We start from the raw sequence: 14,425 nt of genomic DNA, 5'->3' as shown, positions 1-14,425 counted from the left end.
TTACGTTTCTCGAGCGGGAGCCAGGGCAGACACCTTGGCTTGCCAACATATACAGCTTCAATTCCGGCGCTGCGGCGAGCCTTGGCAAGGTGAGTGGGGACATCCCCGGCATCAGCGAGGGTGCGGCATGGCTGTCGCGCGAGATCGCCGCCAAGCTCTATGCCGAGAGTTTCGAGCAGTATTGGCAACGCCTGCTCGCCTACGACACACCCGAATTGCGCGGCGACGAATGGACTGCGTCACCCTTGCCGGATGACGCGCAGACCAACGCCCGCAAGCAGGCATAGGAGAGGACGGTATGGCTGAAAACGAGGATTTGATTGCCGCGATCGTCGGCATCCAGCCGGGCGGCCGATTGGCCGAAGTGGTTGCTGGAAGGGCCGATATCATGGCCTTGACGCAGCAAACTCACGACGGCGCTCTCACTCCCGACGTTCCCGGCGGAATTTCACATGCCGAGCGGGCGGCACTCGCTTGGCGGATCGCGAAGATCAACGACCAGAAGGCGTTCGAAGACCATTTTGAGGCGATGCTGGAAAAGGCCGGTGCGCCCGACGATGCTGCCCGCCTAGCCGATATCTGGTTCGATGGCGGAAGCGATCCTCGATCGAGGGCGCTGATCCGCCATGTGGATCTGGTCGCACATGCGCCCAAGGATGCGACGCGTGGCGATATCGAACTGCTGCAAAAAGCCGGCATTGCTGACGACGATATCGTGAGGCTGGCGGAGCTTGTTGCCTTCGTTAGCTACCAGATCAGGGTAGCAGCCGGTCTTCAACTGATGCGGGGTTTGGCATGAGAGAGATTGTCCACGAGTTTACCACCGACATTCCTGTGTGGAAGCCTTACGTGAAGCCGCTCGATCTCGCCGAGGCGAGTGCGGAGCAGCTCGAAGCGTTGAAGGTCACGCCCTCCAACACCAAGGTTTCAGACTATGTACTCGTGCTTGCTCATGATGTCGAAACGCTGAAGCACAGAACGCCGCTGTTCAACGCGGTCATGTACGGTCGTGACGGCCTGTCGCGCGCCGAGCGGGAGATCGGGGCTGTCGGCGCGTCTATCGTCAACCGCTGCATCTATTGCGCTGCCGTTCATGCCAGCCGCTACAATCAACTAACCAAGGATGAAGACGTGATCGCGGCGATTTTCGCCGATGGCGTCGATGCAGGGATCGATCCACGTCTCAAGGCGATCCTTACATTCGCGGTCAAGCTTTCCAAATGCCCTCCCGAGGCGGATGCGGGCGACATGACAGCGCTTGTGGAGGCCGGTCTTCGCCAAGATGAAATCCTCGATCTCATTCTGTCTACATCTCTGTTCGGATGGGCCAACAGGCTCATGCATACACTCGGCGAGCCGGTCACGGACTGATTTTTTGGAATGCTTGCAGGTTCGGCAAAAGGGGGAATAACCGTGTTTTCGATCGATCCGCCTGAAATCGGGCCGCGTTTGCAGGCTTACAGAAAAAAGTTGAATCTGACGCTTGCCCAGCTGGCATCGATGTCAGGCGTCTCGCGATCAATGCTGTCGGAAATAGAACGCGGCAACGCCAATCCGACCTACGGAACGCTGTGGCATCTGACCCGAGCGTTGAAGATCGATCTCAACAGCCTGATCAGTGGTGCGAGCGAGGAGCGGGGCGGAGGTTCCATTATCGATTTGCAGCCGGGCAACTTGACCCCGACGATCCGAAGTGCGGATGGCAGCTGTACGCTGCAGATCCTGTCGCCGGCCAACATGGTGTCACTGATCGAGTGGTATCTTCTCAGCTTCGAGGCGGAGGGCGAACTGGCAAGCGACCCTCACGGTGCCGGCACGGTCGAGCATCTTCACTGTACGAGGGGCGAGATAGTGGTGCGCAGCGCAGGCAACACGATGATCGTGCGCACGGGCGAGACGGCGCGTTACGCGGCGGACGTGCCTCACGCGCTAAAAAGCGTCGGTCCCGTTGGTGCGAGCGCATTTCTGGTGGTTGCATCTGGAGAAGTCGGGCCGGGGGCACAGCGAACGTCTGTGGGTTCAAAATAAGGATCGGCTTCAATGCCGGTCTGTCATTCGAAAAGAAAAGGAATTTTTCATGCGGGTAGGTATTGTCGGCGCCGGTTCAATTGCATTTGCAACGGCGGCTCTCGTGGAGCAGCAAGGACATGAGGTGATCCTGTGGTCACCCTCTGGAGAGCGGACAAAGGCACTCGCCAACGGTGAAGCCCTTGTGGCCGAAGGCGCGATCGTCGGTACCTTCAAGCCGTCGGCTGCAACGGACGCAGCAGACCTTGTGGCAGGCGCAGACGTGCTGGTCATTGCGCTGCCTGCCTACGGCCATAAGACGGTGCTGGATGCGATCGCACCCTACCTGACGTCCGAGCAGACGGTAGTCTTCAGCTCGCACGCGTCGTTCGGCGCACTCTATCTGTCGCGTCTTGTCGCGGCGCGCGGGATCACCGTCACGATCGTTGCCTGGGGCACAACCGCCGTATCGGGCAGACAGTTGAGCCCGACACTCGTGAAGGTCAATACGGTGCGAAAGCAGGTCGATATCGCGACCATCCCTTCCTCGAAAAGCGCGGCTGGCCTTGCGGTCTGCAAGGATCTTTTCGGCGACCGGTTCCTTGATCGTGGAAGCCTGATGGCGATTGCGCTTTCCAACCTCAATCCGCAAAACCACATGGGAATTGCGCTTGGCAACATGACTCGCATGGAGCGTGGTGAAAGCTGGAGCCAGGGGCAGAACGTCACACCGAATGTCGGGCGTCTTCTTGAGGATCTCGACAAGGAGCGGATTGCCATTGCCACAAAGCTTGGTCTGGAAGTGCGTGACATCTTTCAGCATTTCCATCTCTCGTTCCATGTGCCGGTCAATTCGATCTCGCAGATGAACCAGGAAATGCACGAGGCCGGCAACGGCGGCACGGGTCCAAGTACGGCCGACAGCCGTTATGTGACGGAAGACGTTCCGTTCGGCTTGGTGATGACGGCGAAGCTTGGGCGTCTGGCAGGTTCTCAGGCGGAACTGCACGAATCAGGGGTCCGGATCTTCTCGGCCATGTACGGCCGTGATTTCACGGCGGAGAACGACCTTCTCAACGCTCTTGATCTTGACGCGATGTCGCTGGATGAATTGAAGACCCTTTGCCAAAACGGGTTTGCATCCGCGGCCGCATGACATAGCCGGCCCTGATCTTCGCGTTCGGTCCGGGCAACCGGACCGAACCAGGCGCAAGGTCGAGGTCAGGATAAGGCAGGAGCGCTGAATGCGCTCCTGTTGGTCCCGCCGTATTTCCCAAGCTGCGACGCGGATGCGTCGGAGGCAAACAAGGTTGCATTCACAATGAGCAACGCGTTCCTCGCACATCTCTCCACCGAACTTGCGGGTCTGAGGTCTTCGGGTCTCTACAAGACCGAGCGGGTGATCGTTTCCAAACAGGCCGGCGAGATCGAAGTCGCATCTGGTCGCAAGGTTTTGAATTTTTGCGCCAACAATTATCTGGGCCTTGCCGATAACGCCGAACTGGTGGAGGCCGGCAAGAACGCGCTGGATCGTTACGGCTACGGCATGGCATCTGTGCGTTTCATCTGCGGGACGCAGGAAGAGCACAAGCAGCTCGAAGACCGGATTTCGAAGTTTCTGGGATTGGAGGATACGATCCTCTATTCGTCCTGCTTTGATGCCAATGGTGGATTGTTCGAGACGCTTCTCGGCGAGGAGGACGCGATCATATCGGACGCACTCAACCACGCTTCGATCATCGACGGAGTGCGCCTCTCCAAGGCGAAACGCTTCCGCTACGCCAATAACGACATGGCGGCGCTGGAGGAGGAACTGAAAAAGGCCGAAGGCAGCCGGTTCAAGATGATCGCCACAGACGGCGTGTTTTCGATGGACGGCATCATCGCCAATCTTGCGGGCGTCTGCGACCTTGCCGAGAAATATGGCGCCATGGTCATGGTCGATGACAGCCACGCGGTTGGCTTCGTCGGCAAGCACGGTCGCGGCTCGGCGGAACATTGCGGCGTCGAGGGCAGGGTGGATATCATCACCGGCACGCTCGGCAAGGCGCTTGGCGGTGCATCCGGCGGCTATACGTCCGGCAAGAAGGAAGTGGTCGACTGGTTGCGCCAGCGCTCGCGTCCCTATCTGTTTTCCAACACCCTCGCTCCCGTGATTGCGAGCGCCTCGCTGAAGGTGTTTGACCTGATCGACAATGGTGACGCATTGCGCGCCCGGCTAGAAGCCAATTCCCGCCTCTTCCGCGATGAAATGAGCAAGCTTGGGTTCACGTTGGCGGGCGAGGGGCATCCGATCATTCCCGTCATGCTCGGCGATGCGTCGCTGGCGCAGGACATGGCGGCGAGGATGCTGGAAAAGGGTGTCTACGTCGTCGGCTTCGCCTTCCCGGTCGTACCCAAAGGCCAGGCCCGTATCCGCACCCAGATGTCTGCGGCGCATAGTGAGGACGATGTGCGCCGGGCCATTGCGGCGTTCGAAGAGGTCGGCAGGGAACTGCGCGTGATCGAGTAGACGCCCGGCCCGAACCGATCCAACTCATTGACAGGAATTTTTCGATGACCAACATGATGCGCGCCCTCGTCAAGTCGAAAGCCGAAACCGGTCTCTGGATGGAGCATATCCCTGTTCCGGACCCCGGCCCCAACGACGTGCTGATCCGGGTGAAGAAGTCCGCGATATGCGGCACCGACGTTCATATCTGGAACTGGGACAGTTGGGCCCAAAAAACCATTCCGGTGCCGATGGTCGTCGGCCACGAGTTCTGCGGGGAGATCGCGCAGGTGGGCTCTGCGGTCACCAAGGTCCAGGTCGGCGCGCGCGTCTCCGGCGAGGGGCATATCGTTTGCGGCAAATGCCGCAATTGCCGCGCGGGGCGCGGACACCTTTGCCGCAACACGTTGGGCGTGGGTGTCCACCGGCCCGGATCTTTTGCCGAATTCGTCTGCATTCCCGAAGACAATGTCGTGCCGATCCCGGATGATGTGCCGGACGAGATTGCCGCGATCTTCGATCCGTTCGGCAACGCCGTGCACACCGCTCTCTCCTTCGATCTGGTCGGCGAGGACGTCCTGGTGACCGGAGCCGGTCCGATCGGCATCATGGGTGCGATGGTTGCCAAGCGCTCGGGCGCCCGCAAGGTCGTGATCACCGACATCAACCCGGTACGTCTGGCACTTGCCGAAAAGCTCGGCATCGACCACGTCGTCGATGCGTCCAAGGAAAACCTGTCGGACGTGATGAAGCGCATCGGTATGACCGAGGGCTTCGATGTCGGTTTGGAAATGTCGGGCGCGGCCCCCGCATTCCGCGACATGATCGACAAGATGAACAATGGCGGCAAGATTGCGATTCTCGGCATCGCGCCGACCGGGTTCGAGATCGACTGGAACAAAGTGATCTTCAAGATGCTCAATCTCAAAGGCATCTACGGGCGGGAAATGTTCGAGACCTGGTACAAGATGATCGCCTTCGTGCAGGGCGGCCTCGACCTTTCGCCTCTTATTACCCATCGCATTGGCATCGACTCCTTCAGAGACGGGTTCGAGGCCATGCGCTCCGGCAATTCCGGAAAGGTCGTCATGGACTGGTGAAGCCAACATGAGGTCCAACAAAAAGCCGACCGATGGGGGCAATACGATGTCGATCAAGACTAGAGGGCAGGCGAAGCTCTTCTGCTTAGGCCCTTTCGGCTTATGACCATCTTGCCGGAACAGGGAGCAAATGAAAACTGGAACCGTCGGATGGTCTTTCTGGCGCTTCCCATCATTCTCGCAAATCTGGCTCAGCCGATCCTGTCACTTGTCGATACGATGGTGGCTGGACATCTCCCGGGGTCTTTCTTTCTCGGCGGGGTCGCGCTGAGCGGCGTGCTGTTCAATTTCCTCTTCTGGAGTTTCAGTTTTCTGCGCATGGCAACGACCGGTCTGGTCTCCCAGGCGTGGGGTGCCAAAGATAGCACGCTCATGCGCATGCATCTGTTTCGGGCGCTGCTTATCGCCGCTGCCGGCGGTGCCGTGATCATCCTGCTGCAAAAGCCGATCATCGAGATCGGACTCGGATTCCTCGGCGGCAGTGAAGCGGTCTACCGGAGCGCGTCGGATTATGCATTCGCCAGAATCTGGTCAGCGCCTGCGACGCTCGGAAATTTTGTCCTTCTCGGCTACCTTCTCGGTTGCCAGCGCGTGATGATCTCACTGGCGCTACAAGTCGCCCTTAATATCGTCAACTTGCTCGCAACTCTCACGCTGGTTCTTGTTTTCGACTGGGGTGTCGCCGGCATAGGGGCGGGGACCGCCGTTGCCGAATGGGTGGCCTTGATCGCAGGCCTCTTCATCATCAAGCCATTCGGTGCGCATCCCGCAGTGCGGATGAAAGAGCTGCTGGACGGGTTGGCGCTTCGACGGCTGGTCGCGGTCAACCGGGACATCTTTCTGCGAAGCTTCTTCCTTCTGCTCTGTTTCGGCTGGTTTGCCCGCAGCGGTGCCAAGGAAGGCGACACGATCCTCGCCGCCAATGCCATCCTTCTCAACCTCCACGGCTTTACATCCTATGGGTTGGACGGGTTTGCGAACGCCACTGAAACCCTGGTCGGTTCAGTCATCGGCGCGCGGCAAAAAAAGGCGCTTGCCCAGGTGATCAAGGCCGCGTTTGTGTGGTCGGGTCTGGTGGCGTTTCTGTTTTCGGTCGTTTACGCCTTCGGTGGCCCATCGATCGTCTCGCTCCTCACCGATCAGGAAGATGTCCGTACCGCCGCCATTGCCCTGCTTCCCTTCCTGATCGCGTTGCCGCTCGTTTCCGTGACCAGCTTCATGCTTGATGGCATCATGATCGGAGCCATGCGCGCCCGCGATATGCGCAACAGCATGATCATCTCCACCTGCATCTTCATCGCCACCGCTTATGGTCTGCAGCAGGTCTGGGGAAATGAAGGGTTGTGGACAGCGATGATGGTCCTGATGATAGCGCGTGCGGTAACGCTCGGTTACAAGCTGAAGAATGTTATCTAGGGGATATGACATGCAGCCGAGCACACGGGCATGCAGTTCTCATCCTACGGAATGCGCAAGCGGTCGTGATGTCGACAAGATGATCTCTATGATAATGCCGCGGGTATGCGAGTTCGACAATCACGTCGCTTTCTAGAAGCGTAGCGAGATCGGAGGTCGCGTCGACCGTTCCGCGTTATTCAAGGCTTTGGTATCTTTCGCTGCGGGCTAATTTCAGTCGTCGCGTCTCGGGTCCAGCGCGTCGTTCAGCCCGTCGCCCAACAGATTGAAGCCCATGACGAGCAGGATGATCGCGACACCCGGCCAGATCGCCATCCAAGGTGATTCCGTCAGGAACTGCCGGGCGACATCAAGCATGGTTCCCCATGACGGAGACGGCGGACGTTGCCCAAGGCCAAGAAAGGCAAGGCTTGCCTCTGCAAGAACCGCAGTTGCCATGGTAATCGTCGCCTGGACGATGATCGGTGCCATAGCGTTCGGCAGGATGTATGTCAGCATGATCTTCCTGTGCGTCACTCCTAGCAGGCGGGCGGCGTCGACATAGTCTTCGGCCTTGACCGTCATGACCTGTCCGCGCGTCAGGCGCACAAAAATCGGCATGGCCGATATCCCGATCGCGATCAACGCGTTTTCGAGGCTTGCACCGAGAAAGGCGGCAAACGCGATCGCCAGCACCAGAAAGGGGCATGCGAGAAGCGCGTCGGTGACGCGCGAAATCAACATGTCGATGATGCCGCCGAAATAGCCGGCGATCATGCCGAGCGGGACGCCGATGGCGATGGCGATGGCGACGGACACAATGCCGACAAGCAGTGAAGCCCGCGTGCCGTAGATGATGCGCGTCAGGATATCGCGGCCAAGGTCGTCTGTGCCGAACCAGTGAGCAACTGTCGGCCCCTGCCGGATTGCCATCCAGTCGGACGTATTGGGCTGGTAGGGCGCGATCAGAGGCGCTGCAATCGCGACCAGCACGAAGAACAGGATGATCGTTCCGCCGATCATCACGCCGGGCTGGCGCAGGCACCGTGAAAGCACCGACTTTCTTGCACCGGACGTGCTCGGTAACTGAAGCGTGCCGTTCAACGTGTTCATCCGCGCAACCTCGGGCTTAGAATGACATAGGCGATATCGGCGAGAAGGTTCATCAGCAGGAAGAGTGCTGCTGAACAGAGAACCACAGCCTGGACCACAGCGTAATCGCGGCTGAAAACACCATCGACGATCATCTTACCAAAGCCCGGTATGCCGAACACCTGTTCGGTCAATACAGCACCCGACAGGAGTTCGCCCAAGTGCAGCGTGCTCATCGTGACAACGGGGACAAGGCTGTTGCGCAGGACGTGCCGCACGACGACGATGCGCTCCTTCAAGCCTTTTGCGCGGGCGGTGCGGACATAGTCCTGCTTGAGCACCTGCAGCATTGCGCTTCTCGTATGGCGCATGACGATGGCCGCCGCAGCAGTTCCGAGCACTAGGCTGGGAAGAAGCGTGTGGCGCAGATTGTCGAGAGGACTATCGAAGAAGGCGACGTAGCCGCCGGAGGGAAACCATCCGAGCGTGACGGCAAAAAGCAGGATTAGCATGATGCCGAGCCAGAAGCTTGGCACTGAAAGCCCGGCAAGGCCGATGATGCTGACGCCGTAATCGGCCGCCGTTCCGCGCTTCAGCGCTGCGATGATACCGGCCGGAATGCCGATAAGGGTCGCAAGCATCATCGCCATGACCGACAGCTGGATCGTGACCGGCAGCTTTTGCGCAATCATTTCGCCAATCGGAAGCCGGGTACGGATCGACAGGCCGAAATCGCCTTGGACGATCCCGGCGAGCCACTTGCCGTATTGGACGTATAGCGGCTGATCGAGGCTGTACTTTTGCCGCAGATACTCGATGACGGCAGGATCGCGTTCCTCACCGGCCAGCGCGATCGCCGGATCACCGGGCAGGAACTTCAGCAGGCTGAAGACCAGGATCGAGACGAGCAGAAGTGTGGGTATGGCGATTGCCAGGCGACGCAGGACGTAGGAGAGCATGAGCTTTCTCGTGTGGTCCCGCCAGCACCACGGTCCGGCTGGCGGGATGATTTACACAATGCCCTGACGGGCTTGGGCTTACTTCGCAGGCTTTACGTCGGTCAGACGCAGGAGGCCGTCTGGATAAACCGTAATGCCGCCGACATCGGCGCGTGCCGCATAGAACCAGTTCGGGTGGTAAAGCGGAATCGTCGGCAGGTCGGCGAGGTAGATGCCTGTCGCCGTCCCGTAGAGAGCCTTACGCTTCTCGACGTCAGACGTCGCGCGCGCCTCGCCGAGGGCCTTATCCATTTCCGGGTTGCTGTACTTGTTGACGTTCTGGCTGCCTTCCTTGCCGAAGAAGGAGATCAGTGTCGGATCCGGATCGGCGCGGCCGCTCCAGTTGCCAATATAGGCCTGAAAGTTACCAGCGAGGTAGCGTTCGACGGCGGATGCCGTTTCGAGCGGAACCAGTTCGATCTGGAAGCCAGCTTCGCCCGCCATTGACTGGATGATCTGCGCCACGCGACCATCGGCGAGCGAGTTTTCGTAGGTGATCTCGACGACGGGTGCGTCGCCGCCGACTTCTTCAATCAAAGCCTTGGCCTTATCGATGTCGCGGGCGGGAGCCCGATGCGCCTTGTCATAGAAGACGCTGGATGGCGGGATCATCTGGTTGTCGGCAGAGAACTCGCCGGCGAAGGCAACCTTGTTGATGACGTTGCGGTCGATCGAGAGCTCGAGTGCCTGGCGAAGCCGTGGCTCCTTGCCAAGCGCGCCGCCCTTTTCGCCGTTGCCGACATTGATCATCAGATGTGAGACGGCAAGGCCGGGCGACGTGTGGAGCGCCAGCGCCTTGTTCCCGCGGACGGCGCCGAGGTCGGTCGGCGCGATGCGCTCGGCGATTTCGAGATCACCGGCCTGTAGCCGCGAAAGGCGGACGGTCGAATCCGGAATATAGAGGTACTGGACGTCGTCGTAACCGATCGCCGCGGCATTCCAGTAGCCGTCGAATTTTTCGAGTGAGATCACGTCGCGCGCGCGGCGCTCCTTGAACTTGAAGGGGCCCGCGCAAACCGGGTTGGCGGAAAATTCCTTGCCTTCAGCGGCAGCCGCCGGAGACACCATCATGCCCGCGCGGTCGGACAGGACGGCGAGAAGCGGGGCGAAGGCCGATTTCAGCTTGAATGAAACATGTGTCGCATCAATAACAGTGACGGTTTCGACGGGCGAGAGCTCACCCTTGCGCTTGGAATCCTTCAGGGACTTCATGCGTTCGATATTGAACTTCACCGCGGCTGCGTCGAAGGGTGTCCCGTCCTGGAATTTGACACCGTCACGAAGGGTAAAAGTTATCTCCGTACCCTCGGCGTTCCAGACCCAGGCGGTTGCCAGCTGCGGTACGATCTCAAGCTTGGCGTCGATATCGACGAGCTTGTCGCACATTGCCGAAAATACGATACGGCCGGCGTAGGTGCCGGAGGTCGCGGGATCCAGCGCGTCCGGATCGTCCTGCATGCCGACGCGTAGCGTTGACGCCTGCGCGGTCGTGAATGTCATCGCGATGGCAGTCGCCATCATCGCCAGTTTGATGCTCGTTCCCATTATTTTTCCTTAAACCCGCGCAGAAGAGCGCGTTTTGCCCAGTTTTTGTACGTCGATCAGTGATGCACAGGAACATCAATATTGTAAAGCAGGATGACTAAATAATTTCATTTCTTCACCGAACACATGGATTTCAATCGATTCTAGCCTTATTTCGATTGACAGACATATCCCGCCAGCTAACTTAGTCCGCAAAGATGACGAATTGAATGAGATCATGACCGATATTTCTGGATTGGCGCCCCTCACGCGACAAATCACCTCGCGTACCGTGCTCCGTACGATCATAGATAGTTCACCGATTTCACGCGCCGAGCTTGCCCGCGTCACCGGACTGTCGAAGCAGGCGATGTCGGAGATCGTGCGCGATCTCGAGGTCGACGGTTGGGTTCGTGAGACGGGACGCACACAAGGTGGCGTCGGGCGCAGCGCAGTCAACTACGAGCTCGATCCCGGCAAGGCTTTCCTCTTCGGCGTCGACATCGGCGGGACCAAGGTCCATGCGTCGATTGCGGACCTTTCCGGTAAAGTCGTGGAAGAAATCCTGGAGGCGACAGACACCCGTGGCGGAATGCATCTCGTCGAACAGCTGGCAGTGCTGCTGGACACTATGACGGCCAAGATCGGGATCGAGCCGCAGCTCGTGCGGATGGGCGCGGTCGGCATTCCTGGTGCGGTGGACCCAAAGACCCGTCGTATCACCATGATGCCGAATATCGCCGGCATGACCGATTTCGATTTCGAGGCGGCGCTGACCGGGCGCCTCGGCTTTCCGATGGTTCTCGAAAACGATGTCAATGTCGCGGCCAAGGGCGAGCAGGTCCTCGGCGAAGGGCAGGATATCGATAATTTCGTCTTCGTGGCGCTCGGAACCGGGATCGGGATGGGTATCATCAGCGAGAAGCGGCTCATTCGTGGTGCCCGTGGCGCAGCTGGCGAGATCTCGACCCTGCCGATCGGCGGCGACCCCTTCAATTCCTCTGCGTTCGGTTCCGGCGTGCTTGAAACATCTGTCGGCAGCGCCGCGATCCGGTCGCGGTATGCCGGAAACAGTGGCGTCGAAGGTTTGACGGTTCGCCAAATCTTTTCGCGACAAGACGGGGCTTCCCAGACAGTCATAGACGAAGTGGGCCGCACCGTGGCTGTTGCCATTGCGGCGATTGCTGCCGTGCTGGATCCGCAGCGGGTGATTTTTGGAGGCAGCGTGGGCTCCCGTGCGGAATTGATCGATCGGGTGGAGTACCATCTCGCGCGCTGCATGCCCGTGCCGCCCGCCTGCGTCATCAGTTCGCTCGGAAACCGGGCTGGCATTCTTGGCGCCGTCGCAATTGCGCAGGAGGGGTTTTACCAAGCCCTGTTCGGCCTCCCTCTGCGCGGGGTTGAGCCGGTTAATCCGAAGTCCCTGGAAGGTGCACTATGAACTCGATGCCACGGGACCTTCACCGCCCCACAATCCGGATCTATCAGACCCCCTTGCTTGCGTCCGAGGCTGTGGCTTCTCTGATACTGGAGCGGATTGCTGCGATGCCTGCCCTGACGCTTGGGCTTGCGACGGGTTCAACGCCACGAACGGTGTACAGGACGTTGATCGGTCAAACCGAGACGGTTTCATGGCGCGAGACGCGCTGCTTCAATCTCGACGAATATACCGGTCTTGGCCGGGATCATTCTGCGAGCTTTGCCTATTACATGCGCGAGCTAATCTTCGATCATGTCGATGTCGACGTGACCCGAACGCACATTCCCGATGGCACCGCGTCTGATCTCGACGCGGCCGCGAAGGCCTATGAACAGATGATCTCAGACAATGGCGGGATCGACTTGCAGTTGCTCGGCATCGGCCGCAACGGTCATATCGGTTTCAACGAGCCGGGCTCGGCACACGACAGCCGGACGCGAATGGTTCGGCTTGCGCAATCGACCGTCGATGCCAACCGTCCCGATTTTCCAGACGGCGAAGATCCGCCGCAAACCGCGCTGACGATGGGCATCGGCACCATTCTCGAGGCACGTGAGATCGTGCTGCTGGCGACGGGGGCGGCGAAAGCCGAAGCCCTGGCGGCAGCGCTGCAGGGCCAGGTCAGCCTCGATTGTCCGGCTTCGTCCCTGCAACGGCATGCTACGGTCACTGTATTCTGCGACGAAGCAGCCGCCGCCCAGCTGGACATCGAGCAATTGAAGATGACGGGGAATGTCCATGCAGCAACGTGATTTCTTTAGGCCGGGCCGGTCGGTGGCAATTTCCGATCGCGGTATGGCGGCAACCTCGCATCCGCAGGCAACCCTTGCTGCGGTGGACATTCTGCGCGCCGGCGGCAATGCCGTCGATGCGGCGGTGGCCGCTATCGCCCTCCAATCGGTGATCGACCCCCATATGACGGGGATTGGTGGCGATTGCTTCGCGCTCTATACATCGGCTGGTGGCAAGCCGATTGCGCTCAACGGCTCAGGTCGTGCGCCGATGGCAGCCACACTCGATTACTTTTTCGAAAAAGGCATCACGAGCATTGCCGATGACAGCCCCCACGCGGTGACCGTGCCGGGCGCCGTTGATGCCTGGTGCCATCTCGTTGCGACCTATGGCGGGCGGGACATGGGCAGGGTGCTCGCGCCGGCTATCGAGGCTGCGGAAAACGGCTATTGCATCACGCCGCGCGTCGAACTCGACTGGGTACGCTACGCCAGCCGGGTGCGGAAATATCCGGACGCCGCTGCCTATTTCCTCCCGGGTAGTCGGGCACCAAAGACCGGCGAGCGGATGACCAACCTGGCGCTTGCGGCCACATTGCGTCGCATTGCCAGTGAAGGTCGCGACGCTTTCTATGCCGGGTCGGTCGCCGAAGAGATCACCACGCTGCTGAAGTCGCTGGGCGGACTGCACGAGGAGGGCGACTTTTCAACCTACCGTGCTTTCGAGACTGCTCCGATCAGCGCTTCTTACCGTGGCATGGATCTTCTCGAATGCCCGCCGAATGGCCAGGGGCTGGCAGCGCTTCTGATCGCCCGCATTCTCGACGGCTTCGATCTTCGCGATCCCACCCTCTCGGAAGCGGAACGCATTCATCTTCTCGCGGAAGCCACCAAAGCTGCCTATGCGAGGCGCGACGCGCTGATCGCCGATCCGCAGCATATCACCTTCGATATCGCGGCACTTCTGTCAGAACGATCGATCGAGGCGATGCGAGCGAAGATCAGCCTGGAACAGGCCACAGCACCCGGCATATGGGACGGTCCCGAGCACAAGGACACAGTCTACGTCTCCGTGGTCGATCGCGACGGCAATGCCATGTCGCTGATCAACTCGGTGTTCTTCGCCTTCGGCAGCGGCATCTATGCACCGAAATCAGGTGTACTTTTGCAGAACCGCGGCGCCGGCTTCGTCGTCAGGCAAGGCCATCCGAACGCGATCGGCCCGGGCAAGCTACCCTTCCATACGATCATTCCGGCGCAACTTGCCGAAAACGGACGCACCCGCATGGCCTTCGGAGTGATGGGCGGCCAGTATCAGGCGACGGGACACGCCCACCTTCTCAGCCAGATCCTCGACCGCGATCTCGATCCGCAGCAGGCGAGCGATCAGCCGCGAAGCTTTTGTCACAACGGCAAGCTGAGCCTCGAGCCGACGATTTCGCCGGACGTGAAAGCGGATCTAGAACGGCGTGGTCACGTCACCGAATGGGCGGACGAACCCATCGGAGGGTGCCAGGCAATCATGATCGACTACAAGCGCGGCGTTCTTCTGGGGGCATCCGACCACCGCAAGGACGGCATGGCACTCGGCTATTGAGGTAATCAGC

Annotated in this window: 13 protein-coding genes and 1 pseudogene; 11 read left to right on the top strand and 3 right to left on the bottom strand. The window is 59.8% G+C overall.

Annotated features, from left to right (window positions below):
* From J3A65_RS23270 to J3A65_RS23235, 8 genes and pseudogenes are all read left to right on the top strand, one after another.
* Positions 1 to 287: pseudogene (locus J3A65_RS23270) on the top strand (FAD-dependent oxidoreductase); the annotation flags it as partial.
* Positions 288 to 298: 11 nt separating this feature from the next.
* On the top strand, positions 299 to 799 hold the full coding sequence (locus J3A65_RS23265) for a hypothetical protein (protein ID WP_209904311.1): 501 nt from the start codon (positions 299 to 301) through the stop codon (positions 797 to 799).
* Entirely contained in the window at positions 796 to 1,371 is a 576-nt protein-coding gene (locus J3A65_RS23260; protein WP_209904309.1) for a peroxidase-related enzyme, read from the top strand. Before J3A65_RS23265 ends, J3A65_RS23260 begins: the two co-directional genes overlap by 4 nt.
* Positions 1,372 to 1,413: 42 nt before the next feature.
* Positions 1,414 to 2,028 carry a helix-turn-helix domain-containing protein gene (locus J3A65_RS23255; RefSeq protein ID WP_348635258.1) on the top strand — a complete coding sequence of 205 codons (615 nt, stop codon included), beginning with the start codon at positions 1,414 to 1,416 and terminating at the stop codon, positions 2,026 to 2,028.
* Positions 2,029 to 2,077: 49 nt separating this feature from the next.
* Positions 2,078 to 3,163, top strand: coding sequence for an NAD/NADP octopine/nopaline dehydrogenase family protein (locus J3A65_RS23250; RefSeq protein WP_209904307.1), 1,086 nt, complete (start codon positions 2,078 to 2,080; stop codon positions 3,161 to 3,163).
* A gap of 165 nt (positions 3,164 to 3,328) precedes the next feature.
* Positions 3,329 to 4,519 carry a glycine C-acetyltransferase gene (locus tag J3A65_RS23245; RefSeq protein WP_062459309.1) on the top strand — a complete coding sequence of 397 codons (1,191 nt, stop codon included), beginning with the start codon at positions 3,329 to 3,331 and terminating at the stop codon, positions 4,517 to 4,519.
* Between the two features lie 44 nt (positions 4,520 to 4,563).
* On the top strand, positions 4,564 to 5,598 hold the full coding sequence (tdh, locus tag J3A65_RS23240) for an L-threonine 3-dehydrogenase (protein ID WP_113111568.1): 1,035 nt from the start codon (positions 4,564 to 4,566) through the stop codon (positions 5,596 to 5,598).
* A gap of 150 nt (positions 5,599 to 5,748) precedes the next feature.
* Entirely contained in the window at positions 5,749 to 7,014 is a 1,266-nt protein-coding gene (locus J3A65_RS23235; protein WP_209904304.1) for an MATE family efflux transporter, read from the top strand.
* Positions 7,015 to 7,227: 213 nt separating this feature from the next.
* Here J3A65_RS23235 and J3A65_RS23230 read toward each other — a convergent pair whose 3' ends face one another.
* The 3 genes from J3A65_RS23230 to J3A65_RS23220 form a co-directional block, all read right to left on the bottom strand.
* Entirely contained in the window at positions 7,228 to 8,106 is an 879-nt protein-coding gene (locus J3A65_RS23230) for an ABC transporter permease (RefSeq protein ID WP_209904302.1), read from the bottom strand.
* Positions 8,103 to 9,044 (bottom strand): ABC transporter permease, encoded by a 942-nt coding sequence (locus J3A65_RS23225; RefSeq protein ID WP_209904300.1) that lies wholly within the window; start codon positions 9,042 to 9,044, stop codon positions 8,103 to 8,105. The genes J3A65_RS23230 and J3A65_RS23225 overlap by 4 nt, the downstream gene beginning before the upstream one ends.
* A 78-nt stretch (positions 9,045 to 9,122) precedes the next feature.
* Positions 9,123 to 10,628 carry an ABC transporter substrate-binding protein gene (locus J3A65_RS23220; RefSeq protein WP_209904298.1) on the bottom strand — a complete coding sequence of 502 codons (1,506 nt, stop codon included), beginning with the start codon at positions 10,626 to 10,628 and terminating at the stop codon, positions 9,123 to 9,125.
* A gap of 217 nt (positions 10,629 to 10,845) precedes the next feature.
* Between J3A65_RS23220 and J3A65_RS23215 the strand changes: the two genes are divergently transcribed.
* The 3 genes from J3A65_RS23215 to ggt are packed head-to-tail and all read left to right on the top strand — an operon-like array spanning position 10,846 to position 14,415.
* Entirely contained in the window at positions 10,846 to 12,048 is a 1,203-nt protein-coding gene (locus J3A65_RS23215; RefSeq protein WP_209904296.1) for an ROK family transcriptional regulator, read from the top strand.
* A 5-nt stretch (positions 12,049 to 12,053) separates the two neighbouring features.
* Entirely contained in the window at positions 12,054 to 12,839 is a 786-nt protein-coding gene (gene nagB, locus J3A65_RS23210; RefSeq protein ID WP_209904313.1) for a glucosamine-6-phosphate deaminase, read from the top strand.
* Entirely contained in the window at positions 12,826 to 14,415 is a 1,590-nt protein-coding gene (gene ggt / locus J3A65_RS23205; protein ID WP_209904294.1) for a gamma-glutamyltransferase, read from the top strand. The genes nagB and ggt overlap by 14 nt, the downstream gene beginning before the upstream one ends.
* The last annotated feature ends 10 nt before the right edge of the window (positions 14,416 to 14,425 follow it).

This window comes from Rhizobium sp. PvP014 (genome assembly GCF_017876855.1).
GTDB classification, from domain to species: domain Bacteria; phylum Pseudomonadota; class Alphaproteobacteria; order Rhizobiales; family Rhizobiaceae; genus Neorhizobium; species Neorhizobium soli.
This window is presented reverse-complemented; position numbering and strand designations above follow the sequence as displayed.

What these genes read in the sequence shown, in the direction of transcription:
- J3A65_RS23265 (WP_209904311.1), top strand. Translation starts at nt 299, where the DNA reads ATGGCTGAAAACGAGGATTTGATTGCCGCGATCGTCGGCATCCAGCCG.
- J3A65_RS23260 (WP_209904309.1), top strand. Translation starts at nt 796, where the DNA reads ATGAGAGAGATTGTCCACGAGTTTACCACCGACATTCCTGTGTGGAAG.
- J3A65_RS23250 (WP_209904307.1), top strand. Translation starts at nt 2,078, where the DNA reads ATGCGGGTAGGTATTGTCGGCGCCGGTTCAATTGCATTTGCAACGGCG.
- J3A65_RS23245 (WP_062459309.1), top strand. Translation starts at nt 3,329, where the DNA reads ATGAGCAACGCGTTCCTCGCACATCTCTCCACCGAACTTGCGGGTCTG.
- tdh (WP_113111568.1), top strand. Translation starts at nt 4,564, where the DNA reads ATGACCAACATGATGCGCGCCCTCGTCAAGTCGAAAGCCGAAACCGGT.
- J3A65_RS23235 (WP_209904304.1), top strand. Translation starts at nt 5,749, where the DNA reads ATGGTCTTTCTGGCGCTTCCCATCATTCTCGCAAATCTGGCTCAGCCG.
- J3A65_RS23230 (WP_209904302.1), bottom strand. Translation starts at nt 8,106, where the DNA reads ATGAACACGTTGAACGGCACGCTTCAGTTACCGAGCACGTCCGGTGCA.
- J3A65_RS23225 (WP_209904300.1), bottom strand. Translation starts at nt 9,044, where the DNA reads ATGCTCTCCTACGTCCTGCGTCGCCTGGCAATCGCCATACCCACACTT.
- J3A65_RS23220 (WP_209904298.1), bottom strand. Translation starts at nt 10,628, where the DNA reads ATGGGAACGAGCATCAAACTGGCGATGATGGCGACTGCCATCGCGATG.
- J3A65_RS23215 (WP_209904296.1), top strand. Translation starts at nt 10,846, where the DNA reads ATGACCGATATTTCTGGATTGGCGCCCCTCACGCGACAAATCACCTCG.
- nagB (WP_209904313.1), top strand. Translation starts at nt 12,054, where the DNA reads ATGCCACGGGACCTTCACCGCCCCACAATCCGGATCTATCAGACCCCC.
- ggt (WP_209904294.1), top strand. Translation starts at nt 12,826, where the DNA reads ATGCAGCAACGTGATTTCTTTAGGCCGGGCCGGTCGGTGGCAATTTCC.